The sequence below is a fragment of the Micromonospora sp. NPDC004704 genome, from assembly GCF_053601675.1.
The window spans coordinates 242110-268225 of record NZ_JBSGCD010000010.1; the positions used below are offsets into that span (position 1 = coordinate 242110).

A 26116-nucleotide genomic window follows, 5' to 3' on the forward strand; every position below is an offset into this window, starting at 1 on the left:
CGGGGCGGGCTTCACCCACGCAGCCCCTGCGCGAGTTCGCCGATCGCACCCATCGCGTACCGCTGCATCCCCGGACCGAAGGTGATGCGGGTGGCGCCCAGCCGTGCCAGTTCGGCCACGGAATCCGGGTCCGGTCGGGCAGCCATGTTGATCGGTCCCTCGATGCCCGCCTGCAGCACCGGGAGCACCTCGGCCGGGGCCAGGAGCGGGTACACGCAGTCGGCGCCGGCGGCCACGTACAGCAAAGCGCGGGCCACGGCGTCGGCCGGGTCACCCGTCCCGACCAGGAAGGTGTCCACCCGTGCGTTGATGAAGAGCGCGTCGCCCGCCTCCGCCCGTACCTCGGCCAGCCAGTCCGCGTGCCGCTGCGGGTCCCTGAGGGTGGTGTGCCCCTCCGAGTCCTCCAGGTTGCAGCCGACCGCGCCCGTCTCCAGGAGCCGGCCGACCAGCTCACCGGGGGCGAGGCCGTAACCACCCTCGAGGTCGGCGGAGACGGGTACGTCGACCGCCCGGACGATCCGCGCCACCGCCGCGAACATCTCCTCCGGCGGCGTCGAGCCGTCCTCGTACCCGAGCGAGGCGGCGATCCCGGCGCTCGGGGTGGCCAGCGCGGGGAAGCCGGCGTCGGCGAGGATCCGGGCGCTGCCCGCGTCCCAGGGACCGGGCAGGACGAGCGGGTCGCCGGCGGCGCGCCCCTGGTGCAGGGCGCGGAAGGTGGATGCGGTCATCTTTTTCACGTGTCCCGAGGAGAGAGTGGAGGGGGCGGGGACGAGGGCCGCTCGGCCCGCCCGCTAGGCACCGGGCGTGTAGTGGCCGGGGACCAACCGGGTCGACACCCCGAAGCGGTTCCAGGCGTTGATCACCGTGATCGCCACGATGAGGCGGGCCAGCTCCGTCTCGTCGAACTCGTTCGCGGCCCTCGCGTACAGGTCGTCCGGAACGAACCCGTCCGTGAGTACGGTGATCGCGTCGGTCAGCTCGATCGCCGCGACCTCCTTCGCCGTGTAGAAGTGCTTCGACTCCGTCCACGCGCTGAGCTGGATGATCCGCTCGGCCGACTCGCCGGCCGCCAACGCGTCCTTGCTGTGCATGTCCAGACAGAAGGCGCAGTGGTTGAGCTGCGACGCCCGGATCTTGACCAGGTTGAGCAGGGTGGGCTCGACGCCCTGCCCCGCGACCGTGTCCAGGCGGATCATGGCCTTGTAGGCCTCGGGGGCGAGCTTTGCCAGGTCCAGGCGCGGTGCGTGTGCGGGGTGGCGCTCGCTGCTGTCGGTTGCTCCATGTGCTGTCACGCCGACAACGCTATGTCGCAGGTGGCACGGGAGTATGGTCCAATTTCATGACGGATTCATGGGCCAATTCGGCCGCAGATCCGCCCGCCACCAGCGGTGCCGACCTGTTGCTGGAGCTGACCGGACCCGGACTGCGTGCCGGGCTCACCGAGGCCCTGCGAAAGGCCGTGCGCACCGGGCGCCTGGTGCCCGGCACCCGGCTCCCGTCGTCCCGCTCGCTCGCCGCCGATCTCGGGGTCGCCCGCAACACCGTCGCCAACTCCTACGCCGAACTGATCGCCGAGGGCTGGCTCACCGCCCGGCAGGGCTCGGGGACCCGGGTGGCCAGGCGGGCCGCGCCGCGCCGGGTCGCGCCGGCCGCTCCCGGTACCGGGCCGACCCGACGCCGTCCCACGTACGGGCTGGTGCCGGGTTCGCCGAACCTCGCGGAGTTTCCCCGTACCCAGTGGCTCGCGGCCGCTCGCCGGGCGCTGACCGCCGCACCGCACGACGCCTTCGGCTACGGCGACGCCCCCGGACGGGCGGAACTGCGTGTTGCCCTCGCGGACTATCTGCCACGGGCCCGCGGGGTCTACGCATCCCCGGAGCGGGTGGTCATCTGCTCCGGTTTCCACCACGGTCTGACGCTCATGGCGCGGGTGCTCCGGGCGCGCCGGGTGCGGGCGGTGGCCGTCGAGGCGTACGGCTTCGGCGTCCACCGCGACGCGCTGACCGGCGCCGGTCTGCGTACCCCGCCGCTGTACGTGGACGAGCAGGGCGCGCGTACCGACGAACTGGCCCGGCTGCCCGGAGTCGGTGCGGTGCTGATGACACCGGCGCACCAGTACCCGACCGGGGTCGCGCTGGGCCCGGACCGGCGGGTGGCGGCCGTCGACTGGGCGCGTGCGACCGGGGGCCTGATCCTGGAGGACGACTACGACGGTGAGTTCCGGTACGACCGTCAGCCGGTGGGTGCGTTGCAGGGCCTGGACCCGGAGCGGGTGGTGTACTTCGGCACCGCGAGCAAGTCGCTGGCGCCGGGGCTGCGGCTCGCCTGGATGGTGCTGCCCGAGGAGTTGGTACCGGAGGTTGTGGCGGCCAAGGGGCAGGTCGACTGGGCGAGCGCGCTGGAGCAGTTGACGCTCGCGGAGTTCATCTCGTCCGGCGCGTACGACCGGCACCTGCGCGCGATGCGACTGCGCTACCGGCGCCGCCGTGACCAACTGGTCGCGGCGCTGGCGCAGCGGGCGCCGGGTGTCCAGGTGACCGGCCTGGCCGCCGGGTTGCAGGTGGTCGTCGAACTTCCGCGCGGGACCGAGGGGTCGGTTGTCGCGGCGGCGGCCCGGCAGGGCCTGGAGGTCAGCGGGATGGCGCAGTTCCGCTACGAGGTGGCCGACTCCGGCTGGCGGTTGCCCGAGCAGGATGCGCTGGTGGTCAATTACGCGGCTCCGCCGGAGAGCGCGTGGGCGGGTGCGCTGGACGCGCTGTGCCGGGTGATGCCGTAGCCGGGGCACCGTCGAGCAGATCACCGACGCCATTGCCGGGACGGGCTGGTCACCGGCGGATGCGATACCGTGCTCGCGGACCGCCCCGCAGCGAAGCCGGTGTGACCCCGGCGCTGTCCCGCAACTGTGATTCCCCCGTACCGGCAGGATGTCGAGCAGCTCAACGGCCCGGCGGATGTCGAGCACACCGGCCCGCCGGCGCTCGCCGGTACGGAGGACGAGCCAGGTCGCCTGCGGTGCGGTCGCGAACCGCGCTTCCGAGGAGAGGCGTCTCGCGGGCGGGACATCAGCACGTGTTCCTGTCGGCGATGCACTGGATCCTCGACCGACAGGAGGACCCATGAGCAGACGTACCGCAGCCATTCTCGCCGTGGCGCTGACCGCCGCCGCGGCTCTCGCCGGCTGTGCGGGCGAGACCGGCGACACACCGAGCGCCGGATCGAGCGCGAACACGGCGGTGTTTCCGATCACCGGGGGCGGCGTCACCCTCGCGCAGCGCCCCGAGAAGATCGTCTCCCTCTCGCCGACCACCACCGAGATGCTGTTCGCGGTCGGGGCGGGTGACCAGGTCACGGCGGTGGACGACAACTCCAACTACCCGCCGGAGGTACCGAAGAGCGATCTGTCCGGCGTCAGCCCGAACGCGGAGTCCATCGCCGCCAAGGGGCCGGACCTGGTGGTGCTCACCCTCGACACCAACAAGATCGTCGACCAGCTCGAACGGCTCAAGGTTCCGGTCTACCTGGCGCCGGCGGCGGTCACCCTGGAGGACAGCTACCGGCAGATCACCGAGCTCGGCGCCCTGACCGGCCACCCGGACGAGGCATCCGACCTGACCCAGCGGATGCGCGACGACATCAGCAAGCTGGTCGCGGACATACCGCAGCGGTCGACGAAGCTGAGCTACTACTACGAACTCGACCCCACGTACTTCACGGTGACCGGCAAGACCTTCGTCGGTTCCCTGTTCACCCTGGTCGGGCTCGAGAACGTCGCCGACCCGGCCGACGCCGACGGTGCCAAGGGCGGCTATCCCCAACTGACGCCCGAGGTACTGGTCAAGTCCGACCCGGATCTGATCTTCCTGGCCGACACCAGGTGCTGCCAGCAGAGCGCCGAGACGGTCAAGGCTCGCAGCGGGTGGGCCGGGGTCACCGCGGTCAGGAACAACCAGATCGTGGCCCTCGACGACGACATCGCCTCGCGGTGGGGGCCACGCGTGGTCGACCTGGTACGGGCGATCATTGACGCGGTCGCCAAGGTCCCCGCGTGACGCGTTCCACCCCCGCCGGCACGCTGGTCCGCCGGCCCGCACTGCGGGTCGGCGGGCTGGTGGCGGGCATCGTGGCCGTCCTGGTCGCGGCGGTCACCGGGCTGGCCCTGGGACCGGTCGGGCTGCCGCCGGTCGGTGTCGCCGCCGAGCTGCTCAACCTCGTGCCGGGGGTACACCTGCACAGCGGGCTGAGTCAGACCGAGGTGGCCATCCTGGTCGAGCTCCGACTTCCACGGGTCGTGCTCGGCCTGCTCGTCGGCGGCACCCTCGCCCTCTCCGGCGGCGTCTACCAGGGGGTGTTCCGCAACCCGCTGGCCGACCCGTACCTGCTCGGTGCCGCCGCCGGGGCGGGACTGGCGGTGACCGCGATGATCGCACTCCGGCTCGGCGGGACCGGCGGCGGCGCGGACGGCGACGCCACCTCGGGACTCCCGCTGACCATCCCGCTGGCCGCCTTCGTCGGCACGCTCGGCGCGGTGGCCCTGACGTACCTGCTCGGAGCGGCCGGGGGTCGGGACCGGAGCCCGGCGACGCTGATCCTGGCCGGCGTCGCGGTCTCCGCGTTCCTCTCCGCCGGCCAGACCTACCTGCTGCAACGCCACGCGGACAGCATCCGCGAGGTGTACTCCTGGCTGCTCGGCCGGCTCGCCACCGCCGGCTGGCACGACGTCCTCCTGATGCTGCCGTACGTCGTGGTCACCGCCGTGGTGGTGCTCCTGCTGCGCCGGGAACTCGACGTGCTCTCCGTCGGCGACGAGGAGGCGGCGAGTCTGGGCCTGCACCCAGAGCGGTCCCGCTACCTGCTGGTCGCGGCCGCCTCGCTCGGCACCGCCGCCGCCGTCTCGGTCTCCGGGCTGATCGGCTTCGTCGGCATCATCGTGCCGCACACCGTGCGGCTGCTCGCCGGGGCCAGCTACCGGACCATCCTGCCGCTGTCGATGCTCTTCGGGGGCGCGTTCCTGGTGCTCGCCGATCTGGCCGCCCGTACCGTCGCGGTGCCCGCGGAGATCCCCATCGGGGTGCTCACCGCGTTCTTCGGCGCTCCCTTCTTCATCCTCGTCCTGCGCTCCGCGCGGCGGGTGACCGGATGAGCGTCGACCAGCCGCAGCCGGCCGCGGTCGAGGTGGCGGACCTGCGGGTCACCCTCGACGGCGCGCGGATCCTGCACGGGGTGGACCTGACGGTGGCCGCCGGCGAGTGGGTCACCGTGATCGGTCCGAACGGCGCGGGCAAGTCGACCCTGTTGCGCGCCGTCGGCGGCCTCCTGCCGGCAACCGGGTCGATCACCCTCTTCGGTACGCCGAGCGCCCGGCTGCGCCGCCGCGACCGGGCCCGGATCGTGGCGACCGTGGCCCAGTCCCCGGTGGTGCCACCGGGGATCGCGGTCTCCGACTACGTGCTGCTCGGCCGTACCCCGTACATCCCGCCGCTCGGTCGCGAGTCGGCGGCCGACCTGGCCGCGGTGACCGACGTGCTGCACCGGCTGGACCTGGTGGGGTTCGCCGACCGGCCGCTGGTCACCCTCTCCGGTGGCGAGCGGCAGCGGGTCTTCCTGGCCCGGGCGCTGACCCAGGGCGCCCCGCTGCTGCTGCTGGACGAGCCGACCAGTGCGCTGGACATCGGCCACCAGCAGGACGTCCTGGAACTGGTCGACCGGCTGCGCGGCGAGGTCGGCCTGACCGTACTGGCCACCATGCACGACCTCTCGGTCGCCGGCGAGTACGCCGACCGCCTGGTGCTGCTCGACGCGGGGCGGGTGGCGGCGGCCGGCCCGCCGGGGGAGGTGCTGACCGAGGACCTGCTCGCCGCCCACTACCGGGCCCGGGTACGCGTCATCCCCGGCGAGCACGGACCGATCGTCGTACCGGTGCGGTCCCGGTAGCCGTCGCGTTGTCGACGGGCGCCCGGTTCAGGCGGGCACGATCATCGGCGTGCCGGCGATCGGGTCCGGGACGATGAGGCATTGCAGACCGAAGACCTTCTCGACCAGTTCGGCGGTGACGACGTCGGCGGGGGCGCCCTCGGCGGCGATGGTGCCCTCCGACATCGCGATCAGGTGATCGCTGAAGCGGCAGGCGAGGTTGAGGTCGTGCAGGACGATGACGATCGTCTTGCCGGACTCGGCGTTGAGCTTGCGCAGCAGCCGCAGCAGTTCGACCTGGTGGTTGATGTCCAGGTAGGTGGTTGGTTCGTCCAGCAGCAGCAGGTCGGTGTCCTGGGCCAGGGCCATGGCGACCCAGACGCGTTGCCGCTGGCCGCCGGAGAGCTGCCGGATCGGGCGGTCGATCAGGTCCGCGGTGCCGGTGGCGTCGAGCGCCCGGGCGACCGCGTCGTGGTCGTGCTCGGTCCACCGCCGGAACCAGCCCTGGTGCGGGTACCGGCCACGGGACACCAGGTCGGCGACGGTGATCCCGTCGGGTGCGACGGGGGTCTGGGGGAGCAGCCCGAGCACCTTGGCGACGTCGACGGTGCGCATCTCCGCGAGGGCTTTGCCGTCGAGCAGTACGGAGCCGCCGCGCGGCGGCAGCAGTCGGGCCAGCCCACGCAGCAGGGTGGACTTGCCGCAGGCGTTGGCGCCGACGATCGCGGTGATCCTGCCGTCGAGCACCGTGACGTCGAGCTTGTCGACAACGGTCCGGTCGTCGTACCCGAGGGTCAGGCCCTCGGCGCGCAGTCGGGTCATCCGCCCGCTCCTTGCCGGTTGGTGGTGGCCAGCAGCCACAGCAGGTAGGGAGCACCGACCGCCCCGGTCACCACGCCGGTGGGCAGCGGTGTGGGCAGCAGGTGCACGGCGACGAGGTCGGCGCTGAGCAGCAGCGCGGCGCCGACCAGGGCGGCGGCGGGGATGCCACCGGTGGCCGGACCGAGCAGCCGGTTGGCGATCGGTCCGGCGACGAGGGCGACGAAGGCGATCGGCCCGGCCACGGCCACCGCGAAGGCGACCAGGACGACCGCGGTGCCGAGCAGGGCGGCGCGGCTGAGTTCGGTCCGGGTGCCGAGCGTACGGGCGGCGTCGTCGCCGAGTTCGAGGGCCTGCAACGGTCGCTGGAGCATCAGCGCGAGGGGCAGCAGGACGACCAGGGCGCCGAAGAGCAGGCGCAGTTCCGTGGTGCTGGCCTGCCCGACGGAGCCGGTCAGCCAGTGCATCGCCTGACGGGCCTCGAAGAGCTGGGCCCGGCTGAGCACGTAGCCGACGAGGCCGTCGAAGAAGACCGCGACACCGATGCCGATCAGGATGAAGCGGTATCCGGTGACGCCGTCGCGCCAGGCCAGTACGTACATCAGCAGGGCGGCGACGATGGCCCCGCCGAGGGCGAGCCCGCTGACGAGCAGCCCGCTGACCTGGAAGATCACGATCCCGGTGACCGCGGTGAGCCCGGCTCCGGAGGTGATGCCGACGAAGTCCGGTGAGGCGAGGGGGTTGCGCAGCACCTGCTGGAAGATGGTCCCGGAGGCGCCCAGCGCGAGCCCGACGGCCAGGGCGGAGGAGGCGGTCGGCAGCCGCAGGCCGCGTACGACGAAATCGACGCTGGGGTTGTCGGACAGGTGCAGCACCGAGGCGATGACCTCGCCGGCACCGATCCGGAAGCTCCCCACCATCATCGTGAGCACGAACAGGGCGGCCACGGTGACGGTCAGGGCGCCGGTCACCACGACGGACCGGCCGGCTCGACGCCGACGGTTGTGGCGCAGCGCGGCCGAAACGCCGGGTGCGGCGGTGGCCGCACCGGTCGGGTCTGTTGTCGCCGTCATCCGGTCACACCTCCGACAGCCGGGCGTAGCGCACGATCGCGACGAACGCGGGCGCGCCGACCACCCCGAGGACCACACCGACCTGTAGCTCGTCGGGTGCGGCCACCACCCGGCCGAGCACGTCGGCGAGGAGCAGCACGATCGGCGCCAGCAGCATCGAGTACGGCAGGATCCACCGGTAGTCGGGACCGCAGATGAACCGTGCGACGTGTGGCACGACCAGCCCGACGAAGACGATCGGCCCGCACGCGGCGGTGGCCGCCCCGGCGAGTACGGCGACCACGGCGAAGGCGGCGGCCCGGGTACGGGTGACGTTCTGGCCGAGGCCCCGGGCCACGTCCTCGCCGAGGGCGAGACCGTTCAGGATGCGTCCGAACCCCAGCGACGCGGCCAGGCCGAGGAGCAGGAACGGGGCGACCCCGGTCAGGATCGGGGTGTACCGGCCGGCGAGCGAGCCCACCTGCCAGAACCGCAGCTCGTTGAGGGCGTCCACGTTCGTCATCACGATTCCGGTGGTCACCGAGGCGAGGCCGGCGGTGACGGCCGCACCCGCGAGGGCCAGCTTGACCGGGGTGGCGCCCTCCCGGCCCAGCGACGCGATCACGTACACCAGGGCGAGGGCGGCGATCGCTCCGGCGAAGGCGAACCAGACATAGACGTTGACGCCGCGTACGCCGAGCACGGTGATGGCGAAGACCACGAACGCGGCGGCGCCGGAGTTGATGCCGAGGATTCCCGCGTCCGCGAGGGGGTTGCGGGTGACACCCTGCAGGATCGCCCCGGCGACGCCGAGCGCGGCGCCGACCAGGATGCCGAGCAGGGTACGGGGTACCCGCATCTCCAGCGTGACCGTGCTGCTGATCGACCCGTCGCCGTCCAGGCTGCCCAGGGCGTGCAGCACCTCGGACAGGCCGATGGAACGCGAGCCCATCGTCACGCTCAGGAACCCGACGAGGGCGAGGACCGCGCAGAGTACGGCGAGCCCCGGCCCGAGGGCGGAGGCCCGCCGTACGCTTCGCGCCGGGGTGCTCCTCGTCGCGTACCGGCTAGTTGCCGACATTCGGATCCGCGGCCTTGACCGCCTCGGTCAGCTTGTCCAGCTCGTTGGCGAAGTCGCCGTACGTGTGCAGCCAGAACGCCGGCCACGACACGGCGGCTCCCGCCTTCGCTGCCTTGATCTTGAACCAGGTCGGCTGCTTCTGGCCCCATTCGGCGTTGACGGTGGGGGTGAAGGAGCGCCCGTCCCACAGGATCAGGTCCGGCTGGTACTTGTCCGCGTTCTCCCAGCTGAGGTTCTCCCAGTACGGGAAGCCGGGGTCCGGGCTGGCCGGGTTGATCACCTTCAGGCCCCAGCTCTGCAGGTCCAGCAGCTCCGGTGCGTACTCGGGGTTGGCCACGTACACCTTGTCGTCGGCGGGGGACATCGCCGCGACGGTCAGGTCGGGCTTGCCCGCGGTCGCCTCCTTGAACTTGGCCACCGCCTCCTCGAAGCGCTTCTTGTTCGCCGCGATCTGCGGGCTGTCCACATCGGCGCCGAGGCTCCCGGCGAGGTCCTCGTACCCCTCGGCCAGCGCGACGATCGACTTGCCCTGCGCGACACCGACGACGGGTGCCAGTTCGGCGAGCTTCTTGCTCTTCTCGTCGACCCCTTCCTCCATGCCGCTGTGTGCCTTCTCGGCCGGCCACCAGTCGCCGACGATGAGGTCGGGGCGCAGCGCGGCGGCCTTCTCCACGTCGATCTTGCCCCACTCCTCGCCGAGGATCTCGATCCCGGTGAGGTCGAGGTTCTTCAGGTTGGGGTCGGTCTTGACCGCCTCGTCGGAGTAGACGCCGACGGGCTTGATGCCGAAGGACATGAGCGCCGCGGCCTCACCGGCGTGCGCGATGATCCGGGTCGGGGTCTTGTCCGCCTTGACGACCTGGCCGGACCCGTCGGTGAACGACCAGGGGCCGGAGGCGGCGGTGGTACCGCCGGTGTCGGTGTCGGAGTCGTTGCCACAGCCGGCAAGCCCGGCGAGCACGGCGCTCAGCGCCGTCATGGCCAGGATCGGTCGCCATGCTCGCATGGTGAGGTTCCGTTCTCTCTGGATGGGACCGAGCCGTCGGGGTCCGGCTCGAAAGTTAGGTTAGGCTAACCAGCCTTTCGGGTTTTGGCCAGCCGGGATGATCAGGCTCATCCGGCTCCCACCCCGGTCGACGGGACAGCGCGAGATCGGGTAGGGGTGGGCCACCGGCACCGATCGGTTGCCGGACACGACGTGATCCGGCCGCTGCGCGACGCGGACGGGTGCGCTATCGCGACAGGTGGCCGGGGGTGTCGGTGGCGGCGCTCGCATAGCGGCGGGCCAGGTGCGCGAAGGCGTCCCTGAGTTCGGCCGGGCCGACGACCTCGATGTCGGCGTCGAACCTGCCGATGGTGGCGGCCAGACCGGGCCACGACCACGACCCCAGGACGAGCCGGCAGCGGTTCGGGGTGAGTTCCTCGACGATCGCGTCACGGGTGTAGCGGGACACCTTGGCGGCGGGTAGGTCGAGGATCACCTCCCCACGGCAGGGCCATTCGATCGAGCCGTCGGAGCCCCGGAACCTGTTGACCACGAAGGCGGCCACGTCACCGCCGGGCAGGTCGCGCGGGGTGAAGCGGGGACCGGTCGGCGTGCGCGGTGCGATCCGGTCGGCGCGGAAGGTGCGCCAGTCCGCACGGTCGAGGTCCCAGGCGACGAGATACCACCGCCCGCCCCAGGTGACGAGGTGGTGGGGCTGCACCCGGCGCGGCGGGTTCGCCCCGCCGCCGCTGTCCACCCCCGGCGGGGGTACGGGGACGTAGTCGAAGCGCAGCACCTCGCGGGCGTGGACGGCGGCACTGAGCGCCATGAGTACGCCGCTGTCGACCTGCGTGCCCGGTCGGATCGTCGGCGCCTCGACGGCGGTGACCCGGAGGGTGTCGATCCGGTGGCGCAGCCGTGCGGGCATCACCTGCCGGACGGTGTTCAGCGCGCGTGCCGCGGCCTCGTCGATACCGGCGCCGGTGGTGACCGCGACCTGGAGGGCGATGGCCAGGGCGACGGCCTGCTCGTCGTCGAAGAGCAACGGGGGCAACTTCGTGCCGGCGTCGAGCCGGTATCCACCGTCGGGCCCCTTGACGGCCACGATGGGATAGCCGAGTTCCCGCAGCCGGTCGATGTCGCGGCGTACGGTGCGCGGACTCACGTCCAGCCGCTCGGCCAGCGCCGCCCCCGGCCAGTCCCGGCGGGCCTGGAGCAGCGAGAGCAACGCCAGCAGTCGCGCTGAGGTCTTCGGCATGGTTCCATCCTGCCCGGTGAAGCGGCCACTCCCTGTCCGCTTCACCTGCGAACGTTGTCGCGTGCCACCCAGCGACAACAACCCGAAGGGCTCGTACTCCATGACCACCGTGACCACGCCCCGCCCGACCCTCGACGACGAGCGCATCGACCTGCTCGCCGCGCTCGCGACCGCGCGATCCGCCCTGACCCGTACCGTCCGGGGGCTCTCCGACGAGCAGGCCGGGGAGCGCCCCACGGTCAGCGCGCTCTGCCTGGGCGGGCTGGTCAAGCACGTCGCTTCCATGGAGGAAGGGTGGCTGCGCTTCGTGGTCGAGGGCCCGTCCGCGATGCGCCAGGACCTGCCCGAGGGTGTCACCTGGGCCGAATTCGCCGCCGGTACCGCACGCGAGATCCCCCAGTGGGCGATCGACTACCAGAACGGATTCCGGATGCTGCCCGGTGAGACGATGGCCGGGATTCTCACGGGTTACGAGCGGGTCGCCGCCCGCACCGAGGAGATCATCGCCGCCGTACCCGACCTGTCCGCGACGCAACCGCTGCCGGAAACGCCGTGGCACGAGCCGGGAGCGGTACGCAGCGTGCGTCGGGTGCTGATGCACGTCATCGCCGAAACCGCCCAGCACACCGGTCACGCCGACATCCTGCGCGAGACGCTCGACACGAGCCGATGACCGTTCTCGACAGCCGGGCCCTCAACCGCGCCACGCTCGCCCGACAGCTGCTCCTCGACCGCGCCGACCTGCCGGTTCTCGACGCCGTCGCGCACCTGTGCGGCCTACAGGCGCAGGAACCGCAGGAACCGTTCGTCGGGCTCTGGTCCCGGCTGCGCGCGTTCGACCCGGCGGTGCTCTCGGACCTGCTGACCCGGCGGGGCGTGGTGCGTACCCATCTCATGCGCCGGACCGTGCACCTCGTCACCGCCGACGACGTCCTCGCCTGGCGGGCCCGGCACGACCTCATGCTGCGCCAACGGGTGCTCGGGACGTACCGTCGCGAACTCGCCGGGGTGGACCTCGACGACTTGGCGGCGGCGGGCCGGGCGCTGACGGCCGACAACGAGCCCCGCTCGATGACCGAACTCGCGCGGGCGCTGGCCGGGCGTTGGCCGGAGCCGGGGCCGCGGGCGCTGGGCGAGATGCTGATCGCCGCCCTGGTCCCGATGGTGCAGCTCCCGCCGCGTGGGCTGTGGCGTACGAGGGCGGGTGTGCGCAACGTCCCGCTCTCATCCTGGTTGGGCCGCGAGATCGACCCGCCGGCGCCGGCGGGCTCCGACCCGGTCGGTGAGGCGCTGGTACGCCGTTACCTGGCCGCGTTCGGCCCCGCCGCCACGGCCGACCTGCGTGCCTGGTGCGGCCTTGCCGGACTGCCGGCCGCGGTGGCCGCGATACGCGGGGAGCTGGTCAGCTTCCGCGACGAGCGGGGACGGGAACTGTTGGACCTCCCCGACGCGCCCCGCCCCGACCCGGACACCCCGGCCCCGGTGCGTTTCCTGCCGGCGTTCGACAACGCGCTCCTCGGTTACCACGACCGCAGCCGGATCGTCGACGACGCCGACCGGGGCCTGTCGGTCGCCGGCGCCCGGGTTGTCCTGGTCGACGGTCGGGTCGCCGCGACCTGGGACGTCAAGGCCGACACCGTGCTCGTCACCCCGCTGCGCGACCTTTCCCGGTACGACCGGGACGCCGTGGCCGAGCAGGGGCGGGAGCTGGCGTTGTTCCTTTCCGAGGAGAGCAACCAACGGGTGGAGATAGGGGACTCCCTCCGCTGAGTCCCCGCTCGGGCATCGCCCGCTGCTGCGCCGATCCCTGTTCGGGATTCAGGGCTTGCGCGCCATGCCTGCGGCCATGAGGCGTTCGGCGACGGACAGCTCGTGGTCGACGGGAGTCTCCGGTCGCCACTCCGGCAGGGACACCAGGCCGGGTTCGATCATCTCGAGGTCCCCGAAGAATCCCCGGAGTTCGTCCAACGTACGGAATCGGCCAGTGCCCAGGACGCTGAGGTAGGTCTGCTCCAGTGCGGCGGCCTCGGGAAAGGACGCGCAGAAACTGGTCATGAACAGGTGACTGCCGGAAGGGACGGCATCCATGTACGCCTGGGCGACCCCGCCCGGGTCCTCACTGTCGTGCAGGTGGTGGAGGATCCCCACGAGCAACACGCCGACCGGTTCGGAGAAGTCGATGAGGCGGTGCACCTCGGGGTGGGCGAGTACGGCCGCGGGGTCCCGCAGGTCGGCCGTGATCACGGTGGTGTTGTCGTTCTCGACGAGCAGGGACCGGCCGTGGGACAGGACGATCGGATCGTTGTCGACGTAGACGACCCGGGCATCGGGCGCCGACCGCTGCGCCACCTGGTGGGTGTTCTCCCTTGTCGGTAGTCCCGAGCCCAGGTCCATGAACTGCCGGATGCCGGCCTCCTCGACCAGGTAACGGACACCTCGGCTGAGGGCCTGCCGGTTGTAGGCCGCCACCTCGGGCAACTGCGGCACGATCTTGAGCATCTCCCCGACAATGTCGCGGTCGACGGCGAAGTTGTCCCTACCGCCGAGAACAACGTCGTAGGCCCGCGCGATGCTCGGGGTGGAAGGCTCGATATCGACAGAAGCCGGCCGGTCCTGTTCCGCCATGAATCCTTCTTTCGGAATCTCTCGCCCCGGTGGGAGTGCCGATCCTAGAGGACGACCGACGCCGATGGGTGACATCGTCCACTGTGGATGAATGAGAGGCGGACGGGAGCTTTCCCGCCGCTGGCGAAGGTCGGCTCGGGACGCCCCGCGCCCTCCGGTGCCCGTGACACCGGAGGGCGGTCGGTACGGTCAGAGGCGCGCGGCCAGGGCCTCGGCCGGCTCCGGATGGCGCGTGAGCAGCTCCCACAGCTCCGCCGCGCCCAATGCGGCGGTAGCGACGGGAAGCGCCTGCCACCCGGCGTCGCAGCCGAGCAACCCGGCCACGGCGTCGCAGGACTCCGGATGGCCGGCCAGCAACTCGGCCACCGGGCCGGTGTCGCCGGCCCCCGAGCGGGCGCCGGAACCCGTACCCGGGGTGCCGACCGCGACCGGTGGCGCCCCGTCCGACGCCGCACCGGACCACGGTGGTGTCCAGGCGTCCAACGCCGCCAGACCGGCCGGGAAGGTCCGGCCGGCCTCGCGGACCAGCCGCGGCACCTGCTCGCCGGCCTCCTCGCGCAGCGTGGTGATGAGGGTCGGCAGCCACGGCAGCAGCACCCGGTCGGGCAGCCGTCCGAACGCCGTGGAGAGGACCTCGACCACGAACGGCGCCAGCGCCGGTACGGGTTCGAGCGCCTGGGCGAAGCCGATCAGGTACTGCGGGAACGCCGGTACGACCAGCGGATTCTCCAACAGTTCCGTGGACCGTTCGCGCAGCTCGGCCAGGGAGAGCGAGCCGAGGTGGAAGCGGGCCGCCCAGAGCAGCGCGACCTTGGCCGGGGCCGACGGATGCGACTGGGCGACCGCGATCTCCAACTGGGCCCGGTCGCAGCCGAGGGCCAGGGCCAGGCTCTCGATGCTGAACAGGAAGCCGAGCATCGCCGCGACCTGACGTACCCCGGTCTCCTCCTCCACGAACGCGGTCGGCAGCAGGGTGCAGTAGTGCGCGTACCCGGTGGAGCCGAAGTTCTCGCACCACGCGGGCAACCCCTCCGGGGTGGAGCGGTAGTACGTCAGCAGCCGGCGGATCCGGGTGAGCACCTCGGGCGCGTCGTCGACCGTACGTTCCGCGCCGAGCAACCCGACCGCGCGGGCGCCGAGTTCGTCGGTGAACCGCGGATTGCGCAGGTACAGCAGCGAGTCCTCGACCGCCCGCAGCGCCACCGCAACCGTCGCCTGCGGCGCCCAGACCGTCCGGCGCAGCCGCTGCTCCAGCACCTGCTCGACGGTCACCCCCTCGTAGCCGAGCTCGATCAGCGCACGCTGGTCGCGGCCGATCGCCAGGTCCCAGCTCTCCTGGATCGACGTGCCGCCGAGCCGCCGTTCGCCCATCACCGGCCGGACGGTCTGCTGCGGCAGCAGCGCGCGCAGCACCCAGAGCAGGTCCGAGGCGGCCCGCAACTCCGGCCGCGCGGCGATGTCGAGCAGGGCCCGCTGCACCGTACGGCGGTCCAGTTCGAGGCCGAGCGGAGCCAGGCGGTCGTACACGTTGCGGGCCAGCGGTGGCAGCGCGTCGTACCCGACCCGACCGATCCGGTCCCCGCCCATCAGGATCTCGCAGAGCCGGCGTACGTCCCGCCGGCCCGGCACCACGTCCTTCTCGATGCAGGTCACGGCGGCGTCGGCGAAGTCGTACGGGGTGGGCCGGGCCCGGTTGCGCATCCCGGCGAGCAGGATCGAGGTCTCGAAGATCGCGATCGCGTCCGCGGTGCTCGCCAGGTAGCCGTTGCGCCGGGCCAGCCGCACGATGTCGACACACCAGCCCAGCAGTTCGTCCTCGTCGAGCCCGCCGACCACCGGCGGGCTCGACAGGAACTCCGACAGTCGGTCCGCGACCGCCGGCAGGGCCGGCACGGCAGCCGCCCGGGTGACCGCCTTCCGGGTACGCGTCGCCCGCTTTCCGCCGTCCCGCTGCCCGGCCAGCCGGAACGTCTTCACCCCACCGCCCGCCACCGCCCGGGAGAAGGTGGTGGCGGCGATGGACACGCTGCCGGAGGCGAGCCCGAACTGGGCCTCGATCGCGGAGTGGCTGGAGGGGACCAGACCGTACAGCCAGGTGGTGCCGGTCCGGGGCGTGATCTCGAACGGCCCGGTGGATCTGGAGCCGAACTGCTCGACCCGGCTGGCGGCGTGGAAGGCACCGCAGACGTACAGGCAGTCGGAGGGGTCCACACCCGACGCGGCGAGGTGCTCGCGCATCCGGGTCCACATGTAACGCTCGCGGTCCTCGTCCCGGTCCAGCCGGGCGGCATCGCCCGGACGCAGCCGCCGGAACAGGCTGCCGATCAGCACCATGACCTGCCGGTACGTGTCGTAGTCGGCGTTCACCAGCGGCTGCTCGACGTACTGGTCCCACCACTCGGACCAGTGCCGTACCCGGCCGTGGTGCAGCAGGTGCTCCTCCAGCTCACGGAAGCCGGGGCGCAGGTCGCCGATCTCGATGCCGACCGCGTCACCGTGCAGGTCGACCTCCTCGCCGTGCGTCGGTGGCCCCTCGCCGGGCGGTTCCGGCTCGTCGGCCCCGTCCGCGTCACCGGGCCGGTCCTCGTCGCGCGGCTGCCACTGGAACACGTGGTCGGTGGAGCGGTCGACCAGCACCAGCTCGACGTCGGGCGTCTCCAACGCGTACGCGATCGCCTGGTATTCGGCCGACGCCTCGGTGACCGGCGCGACCACGCTGAGCGGCCCCCACTTCTGCGGGTGCCCGTCCAACTCGCTCGCGAACGCCTGCAGAGCCACCGGCAGTTGGCAGTTGCGCAGCTCGGTGAGGAGTGGTTGAAGGTCCTCGCACAGCTCCAGGTAGATCACCTTCGGCTGCTTCTCGCGCAGTCTGCGCACCATCGCCAGCGCCGAGGACGGGGAGTGGTGGCAGACCGGGAAGATCTCCAACTCCTCCCCGAGGGCCCGGTCGACGTCGTCGACCAGGCCGGCGAGGATCTCGGCGAGGGCGTCGGGGCCGTCGGCGAACGCCACGGCCGCGTCCTGGAGTTGCTCCCGCAACGCCCCGAAGACGGTCGTCATGACAGCGTCACGATGGTCTGCCGGCCGCCCTCCAGGAAGGCGGGCCACTCGCCGCCGGCCTCCTTGCTGCGCGGCTCAACCACCCCGTGCAGGTACTTGTTCAGGATGGCGAGATCCTCCGGGCTGCGCCGGGCCAGCGACCCGACCAGGGAACTGGCGAGGGTCTCGGCCCGCAGCGTCCGATCGCCGAAGAAGTTGCTGTGCAGGATCGCGTCCTCCAGCACGCCGATCTGTTCCGCGGTGGACAGCGCCGACTCGAGCTTCTCGTCGTCGCTGGTCGCGGCCGCCGCCGCGGTACGCAGGTCGGCGAAGGACTGGAGCAGGATGTCGAGCAGCGTCGGCGGTACGTCCAGCTCGATCTGGTGCCGGCGGAGCAGTTCGGTGGTGCGGAACCGGACGATCTCGGCCTCGCTGCGCTTGTTCGTGACGACCGGGATACGGACGAAGTTGAACCGCCGCTTCAGCGCCGAGGAGAGGTCGTTGACACCCCGGTCCCGGCTGTTCGCGGTCGCGATGATCGAGAAGCCCGGTCGGGCGAAGACGATGTTGTCGTCGTCCAGCTCCGGGATGGAGACGTACTTCTCGGACAGGATCGAGATCAGCGCGTCCTGTACCTCGCTGGTGGAGCGGGTCAGCTCCTCGAACCGGCCGATCACGCCCTGCTCCATCGCGGTCATGATCGGGGAGGGGATCATCGAGGCGCGGGACTGCCCGCGGGCGATCACCATCGAGACGTTCCACGAGTACTTGATGTGGTCCTCGGTGGTGCCGGCGGTGCCCTGCACCACCAGGGTCGAGTTGCGGCAGATCGCGGCCGCGAGCAGTTCGGCGAGCCAGCTCTTGCCGGTGCCCGGGTCGCCGATCAGCAGCAGGCCACGGTCGGAGGCGAGCGTGACGATGCTCCGCTCGACCAGGCTCCGGTCACCGAACCACTTCTGCGGGATCTCGCGGTCGAGGCCGTCGGCGCGTTCCGAGCCGAGGACGAACAGCCGCACCATCCGCGGGCTGAGCCGCCACGAGTACGGCTTGGGGCCGTCGTCGACCGACTCCAGCCAGGCGAGTTCCTCGGCGAACTTGACCTCTGCGGGTGCGCGGAGCATCTCAGGGGTGGTCATTCCTACGGTCTCCTAGGTGAGGAAGTTCTTGAGTTCGAAGACGAGCTTGCGGATGTGGCCGGAGATCACCGGCGTACCGAGGTCCTTGAAGCGCTGGCGGAACCAGGGGTTCACCTCGGCGTGCCCGCTGCTGTTGACCGAGCCGACCGGGATCAGCTTCACGCCGCTGCGGTGCACCGCCTCCAGCCCGTCGAAGAGCGGCTGGGACTGGTTGAACTCGTAGAAGTCCGAGATCCACACCAGTACGGTGTTGCGCGGGTCGACGATCTTGGGGCGGGCCATCGCCAGCGCCACCGGACCGTCGTTCCCGCCCCCGAGCTTGGTACGCAGCAGCACCTCGAACGGATCGTGCACCCACGGGGTCAGGTCGATCGCCCGGGTGTCGAAGGCGATCAGCTCCACCTCCACCCGGGGCAGCCCGGCGAAGATCGAGGCGAGGATGGTGCAGTTCACCATCGAGTCGACCATCGACCCCGACTGGTCCACCACCACGATCATCCGAGCCGGGGTGGTACGTCTCGCGGTGTGCCGGTAGAAGAGCCGGTCGACGTAGAGCCGCCCGTCCTCCGGGTTCCAGTTCGGCAGGTTCTTCCAGATCGTGCGGTCCAGGTCGAGGTTGCGGAACACCCGCTTCGGCGGCACCGACCGGTCCACCGTGCCCACGCTCGTCTGCTCGACCTGCGTACGCAGCACCTCGGCGACCTCGTCGACGTACCGGCGGATCAGCGCCTTCGCGTTCGCCAACGCCACGCCGGAGAGGTTGTGCTTGTCCCGCAGCAACTGCTCGATCAGCGACATGCTGGGCGTCAGCTTGCTGGCCAGGGCCGGATCCGCCAGCACCTCGCGCAGCCGCATCCGGCGGACCAGGTCGCCCTCCAGCCCGGCGAGCACACCCGCAAGTCCCGCACCGCCGGGCCGGCCACGCAGTTCCCCCGGCTCGTGCCCGAGCCCCCGCTCCAGCCAGTCCGCGTCGGACTGCCACCGGCCGAGCTGCCCCGCGCTCACGCTGCCGGTGCCCGTACCGAAGACGTTGAGCAGCAGCTTCGAGGCGAGGGCGGCACGGCGTACCTCGTCCGGGCCGACCGGGTCGTCCGACGCGCCCGTCTCCGGGGGCGCCATCACCCCGGTCAGCTCGGTCGCCAGCTCCGGATGGCGCTGCACCACGTTGTCCACCGAAACGTTCGGGTCCAGCAGGGCGGTCGGCAGGCCGAGGTCGTCGACGACGGCGACGCTCGCCGCCTCCAGCGCCGGCTGCTCCTGCGGGTCGAACAGCCGGGCCAGCAGACGCCAGTAGAGCACCTGTCGGCGGTGTTCGGCCGCGTTGGTCTCGTCTTCGCTCATCGCCGCAACAACCGTCCCGCCCGCTCGCGCAGCACCGACACCGCGTCGCCGGCCTTCGCCGTCTTGGCCGCCCGCGGTCCGTCCGCACCCATCGCCCAGTCACCGGTCTGCACCACCGTGGACTTGCGTTTTGTCGTGACCCGGATCGCGAGCGGCTGTACCAGCCACCGGCCGGCGTCCCACCGCAGCAGCCCGATGCAGGCGGACGAGGCGGCCACCAGCTCGGGGGTGAGCGGGCCGCAGGTCGGCAGCCGGTCGACCGTCACACCGACGGCGGCGCCGTCGACGTGGAAGGTGACCGTGCCGTCGGGATCGCCGCTGGTGGTGTAGTCCTCCAGTAGCACCGGCTCGGCGATGGCGGCCGGGTGCCGGTCCAGCGGCGGCGAGGCGTCGGCGAGCACGCCGCCGAGCTGGACCCGGGCCACCGCGAACGGGTCGGCCGGCGTGTCCGGCCGGCTGCCGCTCTCCTGCCAGACAAGGTCGCCGCCGGGGCGCAGGACGAGGTCGGTGACCTCGATGCCGACACCCGCCGCGAGTGCTCCGAGCAGCACCGGGTGGTCGCGCAGCAGCTGCCACAGGGTCGGCCCGACGATCGTGTCGACCTTCGCCGCCGCGACGGCGGTACGTACCAGCCGGCTCGGCGCGCCGCCGCTCGGTTCGAGGACGGCGTGCACCTGTGCCTGCATCGCGGTGGGGTGCTCGTGCACGTCGACACCGAGGATCAGCAACCGCCCGGATACCCGCTCACCCGGGGCCGCCGCACCGGCGGTGCCGTTGTCGGGGCGGGCCAGCAGCATCGCGCGACTCCACAGGTCACCCCACCGGCGTACCGGCACCCGGTCGGCCGTGGCGATCGGCGACACCGCACGCAGCTCGGCCACCAGGCCGTCGAGCAGCACCGCGAGACGCCGGCAGGAGCCGATGGCGAGCAACCCCGGTACGAGCTGCCCACCCGCCGCGAGCGAGTCGCCGTCGACACCCCGCCAACCGGTGATGGCGGCCTCGGTCAGCCAGGACCGGGCACCGGCGAGCGGGCCGTCGGCCGACTGCGCCGGTGCGCTGCCCGTCGTACCGGTCGCGGAGGTCTGCGGCGAGTCACCCGCAGGTGCCGCCCACGGCAGCCGTTCGCGTCCCTGCGCCTCGTCGACCCGGGCCAGGAGCGCGTCGTGCACCGCGCCCATCACGGCGGACCGGGCACCGGCCAGCAACGCCAGGGAGCCGTCGCCGATCGAACCGGCCGTGATCTTCTCGACCGCCTCGGCCACCCGGGGGCCGAGTGGTGTGGCCGCGACCGCGCCCGCCAGGTCGACCAGCGCCGAGGTACGCGTCGCGTCCAGCCGGCCCAGCCCCTGCAACAGGGCGTCGTCGAACCCGGTCACCACCGCGAACGCCGCGTCCACCCCGGCCGGAACGTCACCGGTCAGCCCGGCGAGCTGTACGCCCCGCATCAGCTACCCACCCCCGACGGGAACCAGTGCAGCTCGGGCAGCGGTTCGGCGGTGGCCGACACCTCCAGATAGGACAGATGCGCCAGGAAGCGGCTGAACACCCGGGCCGCCACAGTCGGGCCGGAGCCTCCCCTCAGCCGGCGCAACAGGTCGCCGCCGGACGAGTCGTTCTCCTCGAGCTCGACCCGGAGGTAGCGGGCCACCTGGGCGATTCCGTACTGCACCACGGCCTCGTCGACGAGTGCCCGGATGTGGTTGCACCGTACGCCCCCGCCGCCGCAGGGCCGGTTGTTGTTGGTACTGCAGGAGGCCTCGTGGCTGCCGGCGGCTATCGCCGACACGTACACCCGGGCGATGTCGGAACCGCTCGACACCACCCCCTGCAGCGCCCCGTCCGCCAGCTCGACGAAGGGCACCTTCGCGAGCTTGCGGGGCCGCGCGACGGGCAGTACCCGTACGACGCTGCGCCGCTCCCAGTCGACCGCGCCCACCCCTGGGGCGACGGCATCGGCGTCCAAGACGTTCGACCTCCCACCGGTCGGTCCGCAGAGCTCCGCCCGGGACATCGGCGGTCATTCCTGCGGACAGGTGATCTGTGACGCGGGAAGTTCTACCGTGCCCGTCCGACAGGAACCCGAGCGGACCGGTGTCCGGTCGTGCGGCGGTCTGGTGTCTCGTTTGCTCCCCGGACGCCCGATAGCGAATTTCGACCAGTCTTGAGGTGTTACGCCCTCGCGCAGCCAGACCGACGAGGAGGGGTTCCCGCGTTCGTCGGCAAACCGCCGTCCGTACGCGGGCCCACGGTTAGTCTCCGGAGTATGGCCCGAGGGTTGCTGGTACTCAAGGTTGCCAGCGCCGTACTGGTGCCGCCGTTGCTGATGGCCGCCGGTGCGCCCGCGGCGGCGGCAGCCCGAGGGACCGCAGCCCGGGGGGCCGCAGCGGAGGCACAGGTCACGCCCGCGTCGCAGCCGACGGCGGCGGGGGCAGGTGCACCGCGGCGACCGTGCCCCGCGCCGAACCCTCCGGTCGCCCGACCGAGCCGGCCCGCGGCGCCGCCGCTCGATCCGGCACGCGCGGCGGTCGGCGGGCCCGAGTTGGCGACCGCCGGGCTGGTGACCCCGCCCGGCGCGGCCACTCCGCCGCAGGTGACCGCGACGTCGTGGCTGGTGGCGGACCTGACCAGCGGCGCGGTGCTCGGTGGCTGCGGGCCGCACGAGTACGGCATACCGGCGAGTGTGCAGAAGCTGCTGCTGGCCGCAGCGGTCATGCCACGCCTGGATCCGGCCCGGATGATCGAGGTGACCGAGTCGGACCTCGACTTCGAACCGGGCAGCTCGGCGGTCGGCCTCGTCGACGGCGGCCGGTACTCGGTGGAGACGCTGTGGCTGGGGCTGTTGCTCAATTCGGGTAACGACGCGGCGAACGTACTGGCCCGGCTCGGTGGGGGAGCCGGTGGAGTGGCCGGCGGCGTCGCGGCGATGAACGCCGAGGCGCGGCAGCTGGGCGCCTACCAGACGCATGCCGCCACACCGTCGGGTCTGGACGGTCCCGGTCAGTACACCAGCGCGTACGACCTGGCACTGATCGCCCGGGCCTGCTTCGCCCGGAGCGACTTCCGGCGGTACGCGGCGACGCAACTGGCGCAGGTGCCCGCTCAGAAGGCGTACAACACCAAGGGTTACCCGATCTGGAACGACAACCAACTGCTGCACCGGTATCCCGGTGCGCTGGGCGGCAAGACCGGTTACACGGACCTGGCCCGGCACAGCTTCGTCGGCGCCGCCGAGCGCAACGGCCGTACGCTCCTGGTTACCCTGCTCGGCGCCGAGACCCCTCCGCTCGCCGGCTGGCAGCAGGGCGCCGCACTGCTCGACTGGGGATTCGGGCTGCCCGCGAACGCGAAGGTCGGCCAGCTCGTCTCCCGGGGGCAGGTCGACTCCCGGGGGAGGAGTCCGGCCCCGGCCGCCGGAGCCGGGCAGGCCAAGCCCAACGACGACCGGCGCTCCCGTACCCGTTGGCCGCTGTTCGGGGGCATCCCGGTCGCCGTACTCAGCGGCCTGCTGATCTTGATCCTGGTACGGCGGCGGTTCGGCCGCCGCCCGACCGGGCGGTAGCCGGCCCCGGTAGCGCCAAGGCTGTCCGGTCGACAACGGGCAGACTTCGTCGCCGAGGACAGCCGAACATCCGTTTCCCGACCGCTTGTCGCGCTTGTCGGAGAATCCGATGACAGAGACCTGCTATTCGACTCTGCGAATAGGGCACCCGGCAACAAGCGGCCGATGGAGAGCAAAAGGCTCTTCTCCGATTCGCGTCGTGGGTCCATGGCTGGTCCCGGTCGTTTGCGCACCCGAGGTCATGCCCCGGGTGCGGGCATTGGAGATCGAGCGGGGTGCACTACGGTTGGTCCGCGTCGTTGGTTGACTATCGGGAGTTTCGGATGGCTGATGCGGTCCCGGTGGACGTGCTGGACGCGGGCGACCACGCCTGCCTGACGTTCTCCGACCCGGACGAGCGGGTGGACATCGTCGCTGCGTTTGTCGCCGAGGGACTGGAGCGCGGCAGCAAGGTGGTCTGTTTCACCGACTCGATCCAGCCCACCCGGATGCTCGGCGAGCTCGCCCTGCGCGGAGTGCCGGCGCTCGACCCGTTCGAGCGGGGTCAGCTGGTCATGGTCGGCAGTGATCAGTCCTGGTTGGTGGACCTACCGCTGACCGGGGCGAAAATGGTCGGCATCCTCGCCCGCGAGCTGGGGCGCGCCGGCCGCGAGGGTTACGCCGACCTGAGGGTGACCATGGACATGTGCTGGGCCACCCGGCCGGTCGCCGCAGTGGAGGAACTCCTCGCCTTCGAGTCGGCCGCGGCCGGACTGTTCGCCGACGGCCGATTGACCGCGATCTGTCAGTACGACCGGGAAACCTTCGATCCGATCACCCTCGCGTTTGCCGCCGACGCGCACTCCAAGGTTGTCGCCGCGGCGGCGTACCACGATGACGCGCTACTGCGGATCTGCCGTCAGCACCGCCCGCCCGGTATCCGGATCGCCGGCGAGCTGGACTACAGCCGCCTCGATCCGCTCCGGCAGGCCCTCGCCGAGGCGCTGCGCCTCGATGACGACATCCACGTCAACCTGACCAGGCTGCGGTTCATCGACGTGACCGCGGCGACCGCGATCGCCCAGGCGGCGCTCACGCTGCCCCGCGAGCGGCGCATGATCGTCACCTGCGAGGGCCAGGTGGCGACGATGTTCGGGTTGATCGGTGCGCGTGACGCGCTTCAGCTGCGGGTAGAGCAGGCTCATGACCCGGCGTGACAACTCGGAGAGAGCCGACTCCCGGGTCACCGACGCGCCGGTGCGGGTGCCGGAGACAGTCGCGCTCGACCAGACCTTTTCGGTCGACGACCTATACGCGCTACGGGCCGCGGTGGCCGCTCACGCCAGTGACCTCGGCCTGCCGGCGGATCGGGTGGAGGGTCTGGTCATCGTCGCGACCGAGCTGGCCACCAACGCGGTTCGGCACGGTGGCAGCACCGGGCGGCTGCGGCTGTGGAACGAGGACGACGACCTGTACTGCGAAGTGACCGACCGGGGTCCGGGTATCGCGGATCCCGACGTCGCCGGGATCCGGCCGGTGCCGTTGACCTCCGACGGAGGTCGCGGCCTCTGGATCGTGCGTCAACTCTGCAACCGGCTGTACCTCACCTCGGCTGCCACCGGCACCACTGTCACCGCCGTCATCCGCATCGACGACACGGCGGCGTAACCCCAGGGCGCGGCTGATGGCGGATGCCGTCAGGCCGGGCCGGCGCCCGGCGCCGCTCGGCTGACATCCTTCGGCTACTGACCCTGCGCGACCCGACCTGCGCAGACGGACCTCGCACCACTCGCCGACTGATGGCCGACGCGCCAGGCACGGGCGGATGCCCTGACAGCCAGGGCGGCGGACGCGTCGCTGGCGGGGGTCCGACCGTTAGGAGTAGCAGGCGGGCGCCGTCCGCTGTCGTGTGCCGTCCACCAGCCCCGGGACCGGTACCGGGCGACGACATCGGGGGGCCGACGGTGGACGGGGGTCGAGATGATTCGTCCGGGTTACCTCACGCTGCTGATCGCATGCGGCGTGCTGCTCGCCGGTTGCGACGGGCAAACTCATCCGGGGCGCTTTCCGGGCACCGTCGCGGTCTCGCGCCCCCTGGTGCCGGAGGCACTCATCGGTTCCTGGACCATCGTCGACCTCGACGACCCCGGTGGGGGCAGGATCCTGCGTCTCGCCCACAACGAGCTGCACCTGGTCGGCAGTGCCTGCGACACCCTGGGCGGGTCCTGGCGGGCCGACACCGACGGGGTTTTCCTCGCGGACGTCTACGTCGCCTCCGCTACGGCCGTCGAGGGGGTCCCGGGCTGCGAGAGGGCCAGTCAGGAGACTCCGGAATGGCTGCGACGGGTGACCGCGTACAGGTTCGACTACCGGGGACTGCCCGTACTCCTGGACGAGCTGGACCAACCGGTTGCCCGGCTGGTGGCCGGCGCGACGCCGACCGCCGGGCCGGACATGCTGGCCTCCGTGTTGGATCCGCCGGTGGTCACCGACGAGGCCCGGCGGGCGTTCGCGCCGGCCGCCGCGCTACCCGCGACGCTGACACCCGCCGACCCGCGCCGGCTGGTCGGTCGGTGGGCGCCCGCCGACGGGCACAAGAGGGCGTACGCGGAGTTCATGGCGAACGGCGAGTGGCGCGGGTCCGACGGCTGCAACGAGGAGAGCGGTCGGTGGATCGTCGCGGACGGAGGAACGCTGCTCACCACTGGCCGGATGGTCACGGCGATGTTCTGTCCCGATGCTGTGTCGGTCGGCCAGTGGCTCTGGACGGCGAGGCGTGCCGGGCTCGACGGCGAGGTCCTGGTGCTGCTCGATGGCGAAGGCAAGGAGACGGGGCGGCTACGAACCGTCGGCTGAGAGTGTCTCCGCTCGAGCGCGGTTGTCGAGGGCACTTCCGTCAATTACGGCGAATCCGACAGTTGCCGTGATTCGGAGGACCCTGATCGTCATCCAGTGGCCATGATCGATTTGGCGTGGAACCAGTCATCCGGTAACTTTTTCCAAGTCAGCGGGGCACCGGACAGGAACTACCGGGAAACATCCGGTGGGAGCAGGACGGCCCGCTAAATCCTCTCGAACGCGCAGGGTGTAGGTTGCTGTGTGCGCAGAGCGGGCCCGGTCGAGGTTGGCCGGGTGGCAACAAGTCAGATCGGAACGTCGATTTGATCCGGCGGAAACGACCGGGTAGCGTAGTAAAAGCGCCGGGCGGGAACGTCGGGTGTTGAAGTGGGAGTGAAAAGCCCCGGGTTGTGGGCCCCTTGATTGGGGTTGGCGGTTCGGTGTGTGTTTGTTCTTTGAGAACTCAACAGGGTGCTTGATAAGCCAGTGCC

The 26116-nt window shown here is 71.6% G+C and carries 23 protein-coding genes; 10 read left to right on the top strand and 13 right to left on the bottom strand.

Annotation, left to right across the window (positions count from 1 at the left end):
• Window positions 1–11: 11 nt before the first annotated feature.
• A complete protein-coding gene (locus tag ACWEFB_RS17035) occupies window positions 12–728 on the bottom strand; it encodes an isocitrate lyase/PEP mutase family protein (RefSeq protein WP_452286384.1) in 717 nt (238 codons plus the stop codon).
• 63 nt (window positions 729–791) lie between these two features.
• A complete protein-coding gene (locus tag ACWEFB_RS17040) occupies window positions 792–1292 on the bottom strand; it encodes a carboxymuconolactone decarboxylase family protein (RefSeq protein ID WP_452286386.1) in 501 nt (166 codons plus the stop codon).
• 47 nt (window positions 1293–1339) lie between these two features.
• Here ACWEFB_RS17040 and pdxR point away from each other — a divergent pair, with 47 nt between their 5' ends.
• The 4 genes from pdxR to ACWEFB_RS17060 all read left to right on the top strand — a co-directional run bounded on the left by pdxR (window position 1340) and on the right by ACWEFB_RS17060 (window position 5931).
• Entirely contained in the window at window positions 1340–2776 is a 1437-nt protein-coding gene (gene pdxR / locus ACWEFB_RS17045; RefSeq protein WP_452286388.1) for a MocR-like pyridoxine biosynthesis transcription factor PdxR, read from the top strand.
• 340 nt (window positions 2777–3116) lie between these two features.
• Entirely contained in the window at window positions 3117–4049 is a 933-nt protein-coding gene (locus ACWEFB_RS17050; protein WP_452286390.1) for an ABC transporter substrate-binding protein, read from the top strand.
• A complete protein-coding gene (locus ACWEFB_RS17055) occupies window positions 4046–5140 on the top strand; it encodes a FecCD family ABC transporter permease (RefSeq protein ID WP_326557515.1) in 1095 nt (364 codons plus the stop codon). Before ACWEFB_RS17050 ends, ACWEFB_RS17055 begins: the two co-directional genes overlap by 4 nt.
• Window positions 5137–5931: an ABC transporter ATP-binding protein gene (locus tag ACWEFB_RS17060; RefSeq protein WP_326557516.1), complete on the top strand. Its 795-nt coding sequence runs from the start codon at window positions 5137–5139 to the stop codon at window positions 5929–5931. Before ACWEFB_RS17055 ends, ACWEFB_RS17060 begins: the two co-directional genes overlap by 4 nt.
• Window positions 5932–5958: 27 nt before the next feature.
• Here ACWEFB_RS17060 and ACWEFB_RS17065 read toward each other — a convergent pair whose 3' ends face one another.
• The 5 genes from ACWEFB_RS17065 to ACWEFB_RS17085 form a co-directional block, all read right to left on the bottom strand.
• Entirely contained in the window at window positions 5959–6732 is a 774-nt protein-coding gene (locus ACWEFB_RS17065; RefSeq protein ID WP_452286393.1) for an ABC transporter ATP-binding protein, read from the bottom strand.
• Window positions 6729–7802 (bottom strand): FecCD family ABC transporter permease, encoded by a 1074-nt coding sequence (locus tag ACWEFB_RS17070; protein WP_452286395.1) that lies wholly within the window; start codon window positions 7800–7802, stop codon window positions 6729–6731. The genes ACWEFB_RS17065 and ACWEFB_RS17070 overlap by 4 nt, the downstream gene beginning before the upstream one ends.
• 4 nt (window positions 7803–7806) lie before the next feature.
• Window positions 7807–8862: a FecCD family ABC transporter permease gene (locus tag ACWEFB_RS17075; protein WP_452286397.1), complete on the bottom strand. Its 1056-nt coding sequence runs from the start codon at window positions 8860–8862 to the stop codon at window positions 7807–7809.
• Window positions 8849–9868 carry an ABC transporter substrate-binding protein gene (locus tag ACWEFB_RS17080; protein WP_452286399.1) on the bottom strand — a complete coding sequence of 340 codons (1020 nt, stop codon included), beginning with the start codon at window positions 9866–9868 and terminating at the stop codon, window positions 8849–8851. The genes ACWEFB_RS17075 and ACWEFB_RS17080 overlap by 14 nt, the downstream gene beginning before the upstream one ends.
• Before the next feature lie 226 nt (window positions 9869–10094).
• On the bottom strand, window positions 10095–11105 hold the full coding sequence (locus ACWEFB_RS17085) for a helix-turn-helix transcriptional regulator (protein ID WP_452286401.1): 1011 nt from the start codon (window positions 11103–11105) through the stop codon (window positions 10095–10097).
• Between the two features lie 61 nt (window positions 11106–11166).
• On the opposite strand from ACWEFB_RS17085, the gene ACWEFB_RS17090 reads away from it, so the two are divergent.
• Together ACWEFB_RS17090 and ACWEFB_RS17095 are read left to right on the top strand one after the other, a co-directional pair.
• Complete coding sequence (locus ACWEFB_RS17090) at window positions 11167–11778, top strand: DinB family protein (protein ID WP_452286403.1); 612 nt, start codon at window positions 11167–11169, stop codon at window positions 11776–11778.
• Complete coding sequence (locus ACWEFB_RS17095) at window positions 11775–12875, top strand: winged helix DNA-binding domain-containing protein (protein ID WP_452286405.1); 1101 nt, start codon at window positions 11775–11777, stop codon at window positions 12873–12875. The genes ACWEFB_RS17090 and ACWEFB_RS17095 overlap by 4 nt, the downstream gene beginning before the upstream one ends.
• Before the next feature lie 48 nt (window positions 12876–12923).
• Here the strand turns inward: ACWEFB_RS17095 and ACWEFB_RS17100 are convergent, their stop codons facing one another.
• The 6 genes from ACWEFB_RS17100 to ACWEFB_RS17125 all read right to left on the bottom strand — a co-directional run bounded on the left by ACWEFB_RS17100 (window position 12924) and on the right by ACWEFB_RS17125 (window position 21212).
• Complete coding sequence (locus ACWEFB_RS17100; RefSeq protein ID WP_452286407.1) at window positions 12924–13730, bottom strand: SAM-dependent methyltransferase; 807 nt, start codon at window positions 13728–13730, stop codon at window positions 12924–12926.
• 189 nt (window positions 13731–13919) lie between these two features.
• On the bottom strand, window positions 13920–16790 hold the full coding sequence (locus tag ACWEFB_RS17105) for a DUF5682 family protein (RefSeq protein WP_452286409.1): 2871 nt from the start codon (window positions 16788–16790) through the stop codon (window positions 13920–13922).
• Window positions 16787–17905, bottom strand: coding sequence for an ATP-binding protein (locus tag ACWEFB_RS17110; RefSeq protein ID WP_452286411.1), 1119 nt, complete (start codon window positions 17903–17905; stop codon window positions 16787–16789). The genes ACWEFB_RS17105 and ACWEFB_RS17110 overlap by 4 nt, the downstream gene beginning before the upstream one ends.
• 12 nt (window positions 17906–17917) lie before the next feature.
• Window positions 17918–19246, bottom strand: a complete 1329-nt coding sequence (locus ACWEFB_RS17115) for a VWA domain-containing protein (RefSeq protein ID WP_452286413.1) — start codon at window positions 19244–19246, stop codon at window positions 17918–17920.
• Window positions 19243–20694 carry a hypothetical protein gene (locus ACWEFB_RS17120; protein ID WP_452286415.1) on the bottom strand — a complete coding sequence of 484 codons (1452 nt, stop codon included), beginning with the start codon at window positions 20692–20694 and terminating at the stop codon, window positions 19243–19245. Before ACWEFB_RS17120 ends, ACWEFB_RS17115 begins: the two co-directional genes overlap by 4 nt.
• Window positions 20694–21212, bottom strand: coding sequence for a hypothetical protein (locus ACWEFB_RS17125; protein WP_452286417.1), 519 nt, complete (start codon window positions 21210–21212; stop codon window positions 20694–20696). The genes ACWEFB_RS17120 and ACWEFB_RS17125 overlap by 1 nt, the downstream gene beginning before the upstream one ends.
• Before the next feature lie 360 nt (window positions 21213–21572).
• On the opposite strand from ACWEFB_RS17125, the gene ACWEFB_RS17130 reads away from it, so the two are divergent.
• The 4 genes from ACWEFB_RS17130 to ACWEFB_RS17145 all read left to right on the top strand — a co-directional run bounded on the left by ACWEFB_RS17130 (window position 21573) and on the right by ACWEFB_RS17145 (window position 25643).
• Window positions 21573–22808 (top strand): D-alanyl-D-alanine carboxypeptidase, encoded by a 1236-nt coding sequence (locus ACWEFB_RS17130; protein WP_452286445.1) that lies wholly within the window; start codon window positions 21573–21575, stop codon window positions 22806–22808.
• A gap of 323 nt (window positions 22809–23131) precedes the next feature.
• Window positions 23132–24004, top strand: coding sequence for an MEDS domain-containing protein (locus ACWEFB_RS17135; protein WP_452286419.1), 873 nt, complete (start codon window positions 23132–23134; stop codon window positions 24002–24004).
• Complete coding sequence (locus ACWEFB_RS17140; protein ID WP_452286421.1) at window positions 23991–24455, top strand: ATP-binding protein; 465 nt, start codon at window positions 23991–23993, stop codon at window positions 24453–24455. The genes ACWEFB_RS17135 and ACWEFB_RS17140 overlap by 14 nt, the downstream gene beginning before the upstream one ends.
• A 312-nt stretch (window positions 24456–24767) precedes the next feature.
• On the top strand, window positions 24768–25643 hold the full coding sequence (locus ACWEFB_RS17145; protein WP_452286423.1) for an META domain-containing protein: 876 nt from the start codon (window positions 24768–24770) through the stop codon (window positions 25641–25643).
• The last annotated feature ends 473 nt before the right edge of the window (window positions 25644–26116 follow it).

What these genes read in the sequence shown, in the direction of transcription:
- ACWEFB_RS17050 (WP_452286390.1), top strand. Translation starts at nt 3,117, where the DNA reads ATGAGCAGACGTACCGCAGCCATTCTCGCCGTGGCGCTGACCGCCGCC.
- ACWEFB_RS17080 (WP_452286399.1), bottom strand. Translation starts at nt 9,868, where the DNA reads ATGCGAGCATGGCGACCGATCCTGGCCATGACGGCGCTGAGCGCCGTG.
- ACWEFB_RS17140 (WP_452286421.1), top strand. Translation starts at nt 23,991, where the DNA reads ATGACCCGGCGTGACAACTCGGAGAGAGCCGACTCCCGGGTCACCGAC.
- ACWEFB_RS17105 (WP_452286409.1), bottom strand. Translation starts at nt 16,790, where the DNA reads ATGACGACCGTCTTCGGGGCGTTGCGGGAGCAACTCCAGGACGCGGCC.
- ACWEFB_RS17145 (WP_452286423.1), top strand. Translation starts at nt 24,768, where the DNA reads ATGATTCGTCCGGGTTACCTCACGCTGCTGATCGCATGCGGCGTGCTG.
- ACWEFB_RS17130 (WP_452286445.1), top strand. Translation starts at nt 21,573, where the DNA reads ATGGCCGCCGGTGCGCCCGCGGCGGCGGCAGCCCGAGGGACCGCAGCC.
- ACWEFB_RS17110 (WP_452286411.1), bottom strand. Translation starts at nt 17,905, where the DNA reads ATGACCACCCCTGAGATGCTCCGCGCACCCGCAGAGGTCAAGTTCGCC.
- ACWEFB_RS17115 (WP_452286413.1), bottom strand. Translation starts at nt 19,246, where the DNA reads ATGAGCGAAGACGAGACCAACGCGGCCGAACACCGCCGACAGGTGCTC.
- ACWEFB_RS17075 (WP_452286397.1), bottom strand. Translation starts at nt 8,862, where the DNA reads ATGTCGGCAACTAGCCGGTACGCGACGAGGAGCACCCCGGCGCGAAGC.
- pdxR (WP_452286388.1), top strand. Translation starts at nt 1,340, where the DNA reads ATGACGGATTCATGGGCCAATTCGGCCGCAGATCCGCCCGCCACCAGC.
- ACWEFB_RS17085 (WP_452286401.1), bottom strand. Translation starts at nt 11,105, where the DNA reads ATGCCGAAGACCTCAGCGCGACTGCTGGCGTTGCTCTCGCTGCTCCAG.
- ACWEFB_RS17070 (WP_452286395.1), bottom strand. Translation starts at nt 7,802, where the DNA reads ATGACGGCGACAACAGACCCGACCGGTGCGGCCACCGCCGCACCCGGC.
- ACWEFB_RS17065 (WP_452286393.1), bottom strand. Translation starts at nt 6,732, where the DNA reads ATGACCCGACTGCGCGCCGAGGGCCTGACCCTCGGGTACGACGACCGG.
- ACWEFB_RS17135 (WP_452286419.1), top strand. Translation starts at nt 23,132, where the DNA reads ATGGCTGATGCGGTCCCGGTGGACGTGCTGGACGCGGGCGACCACGCC.
- ACWEFB_RS17035 (WP_452286384.1), bottom strand. Translation starts at nt 728, where the DNA reads ATGACCGCATCCACCTTCCGCGCCCTGCACCAGGGGCGCGCCGCCGGC.
- ACWEFB_RS17095 (WP_452286405.1), top strand. Translation starts at nt 11,775, where the DNA reads ATGACCGTTCTCGACAGCCGGGCCCTCAACCGCGCCACGCTCGCCCGA.
- ACWEFB_RS17100 (WP_452286407.1), bottom strand. Translation starts at nt 13,730, where the DNA reads ATGGCGGAACAGGACCGGCCGGCTTCTGTCGATATCGAGCCTTCCACC.
- ACWEFB_RS17060 (WP_326557516.1), top strand. Translation starts at nt 5,137, where the DNA reads ATGAGCGTCGACCAGCCGCAGCCGGCCGCGGTCGAGGTGGCGGACCTG.
- ACWEFB_RS17120 (WP_452286415.1), bottom strand. Translation starts at nt 20,694, where the DNA reads ATGCGGGGCGTACAGCTCGCCGGGCTGACCGGTGACGTTCCGGCCGGG.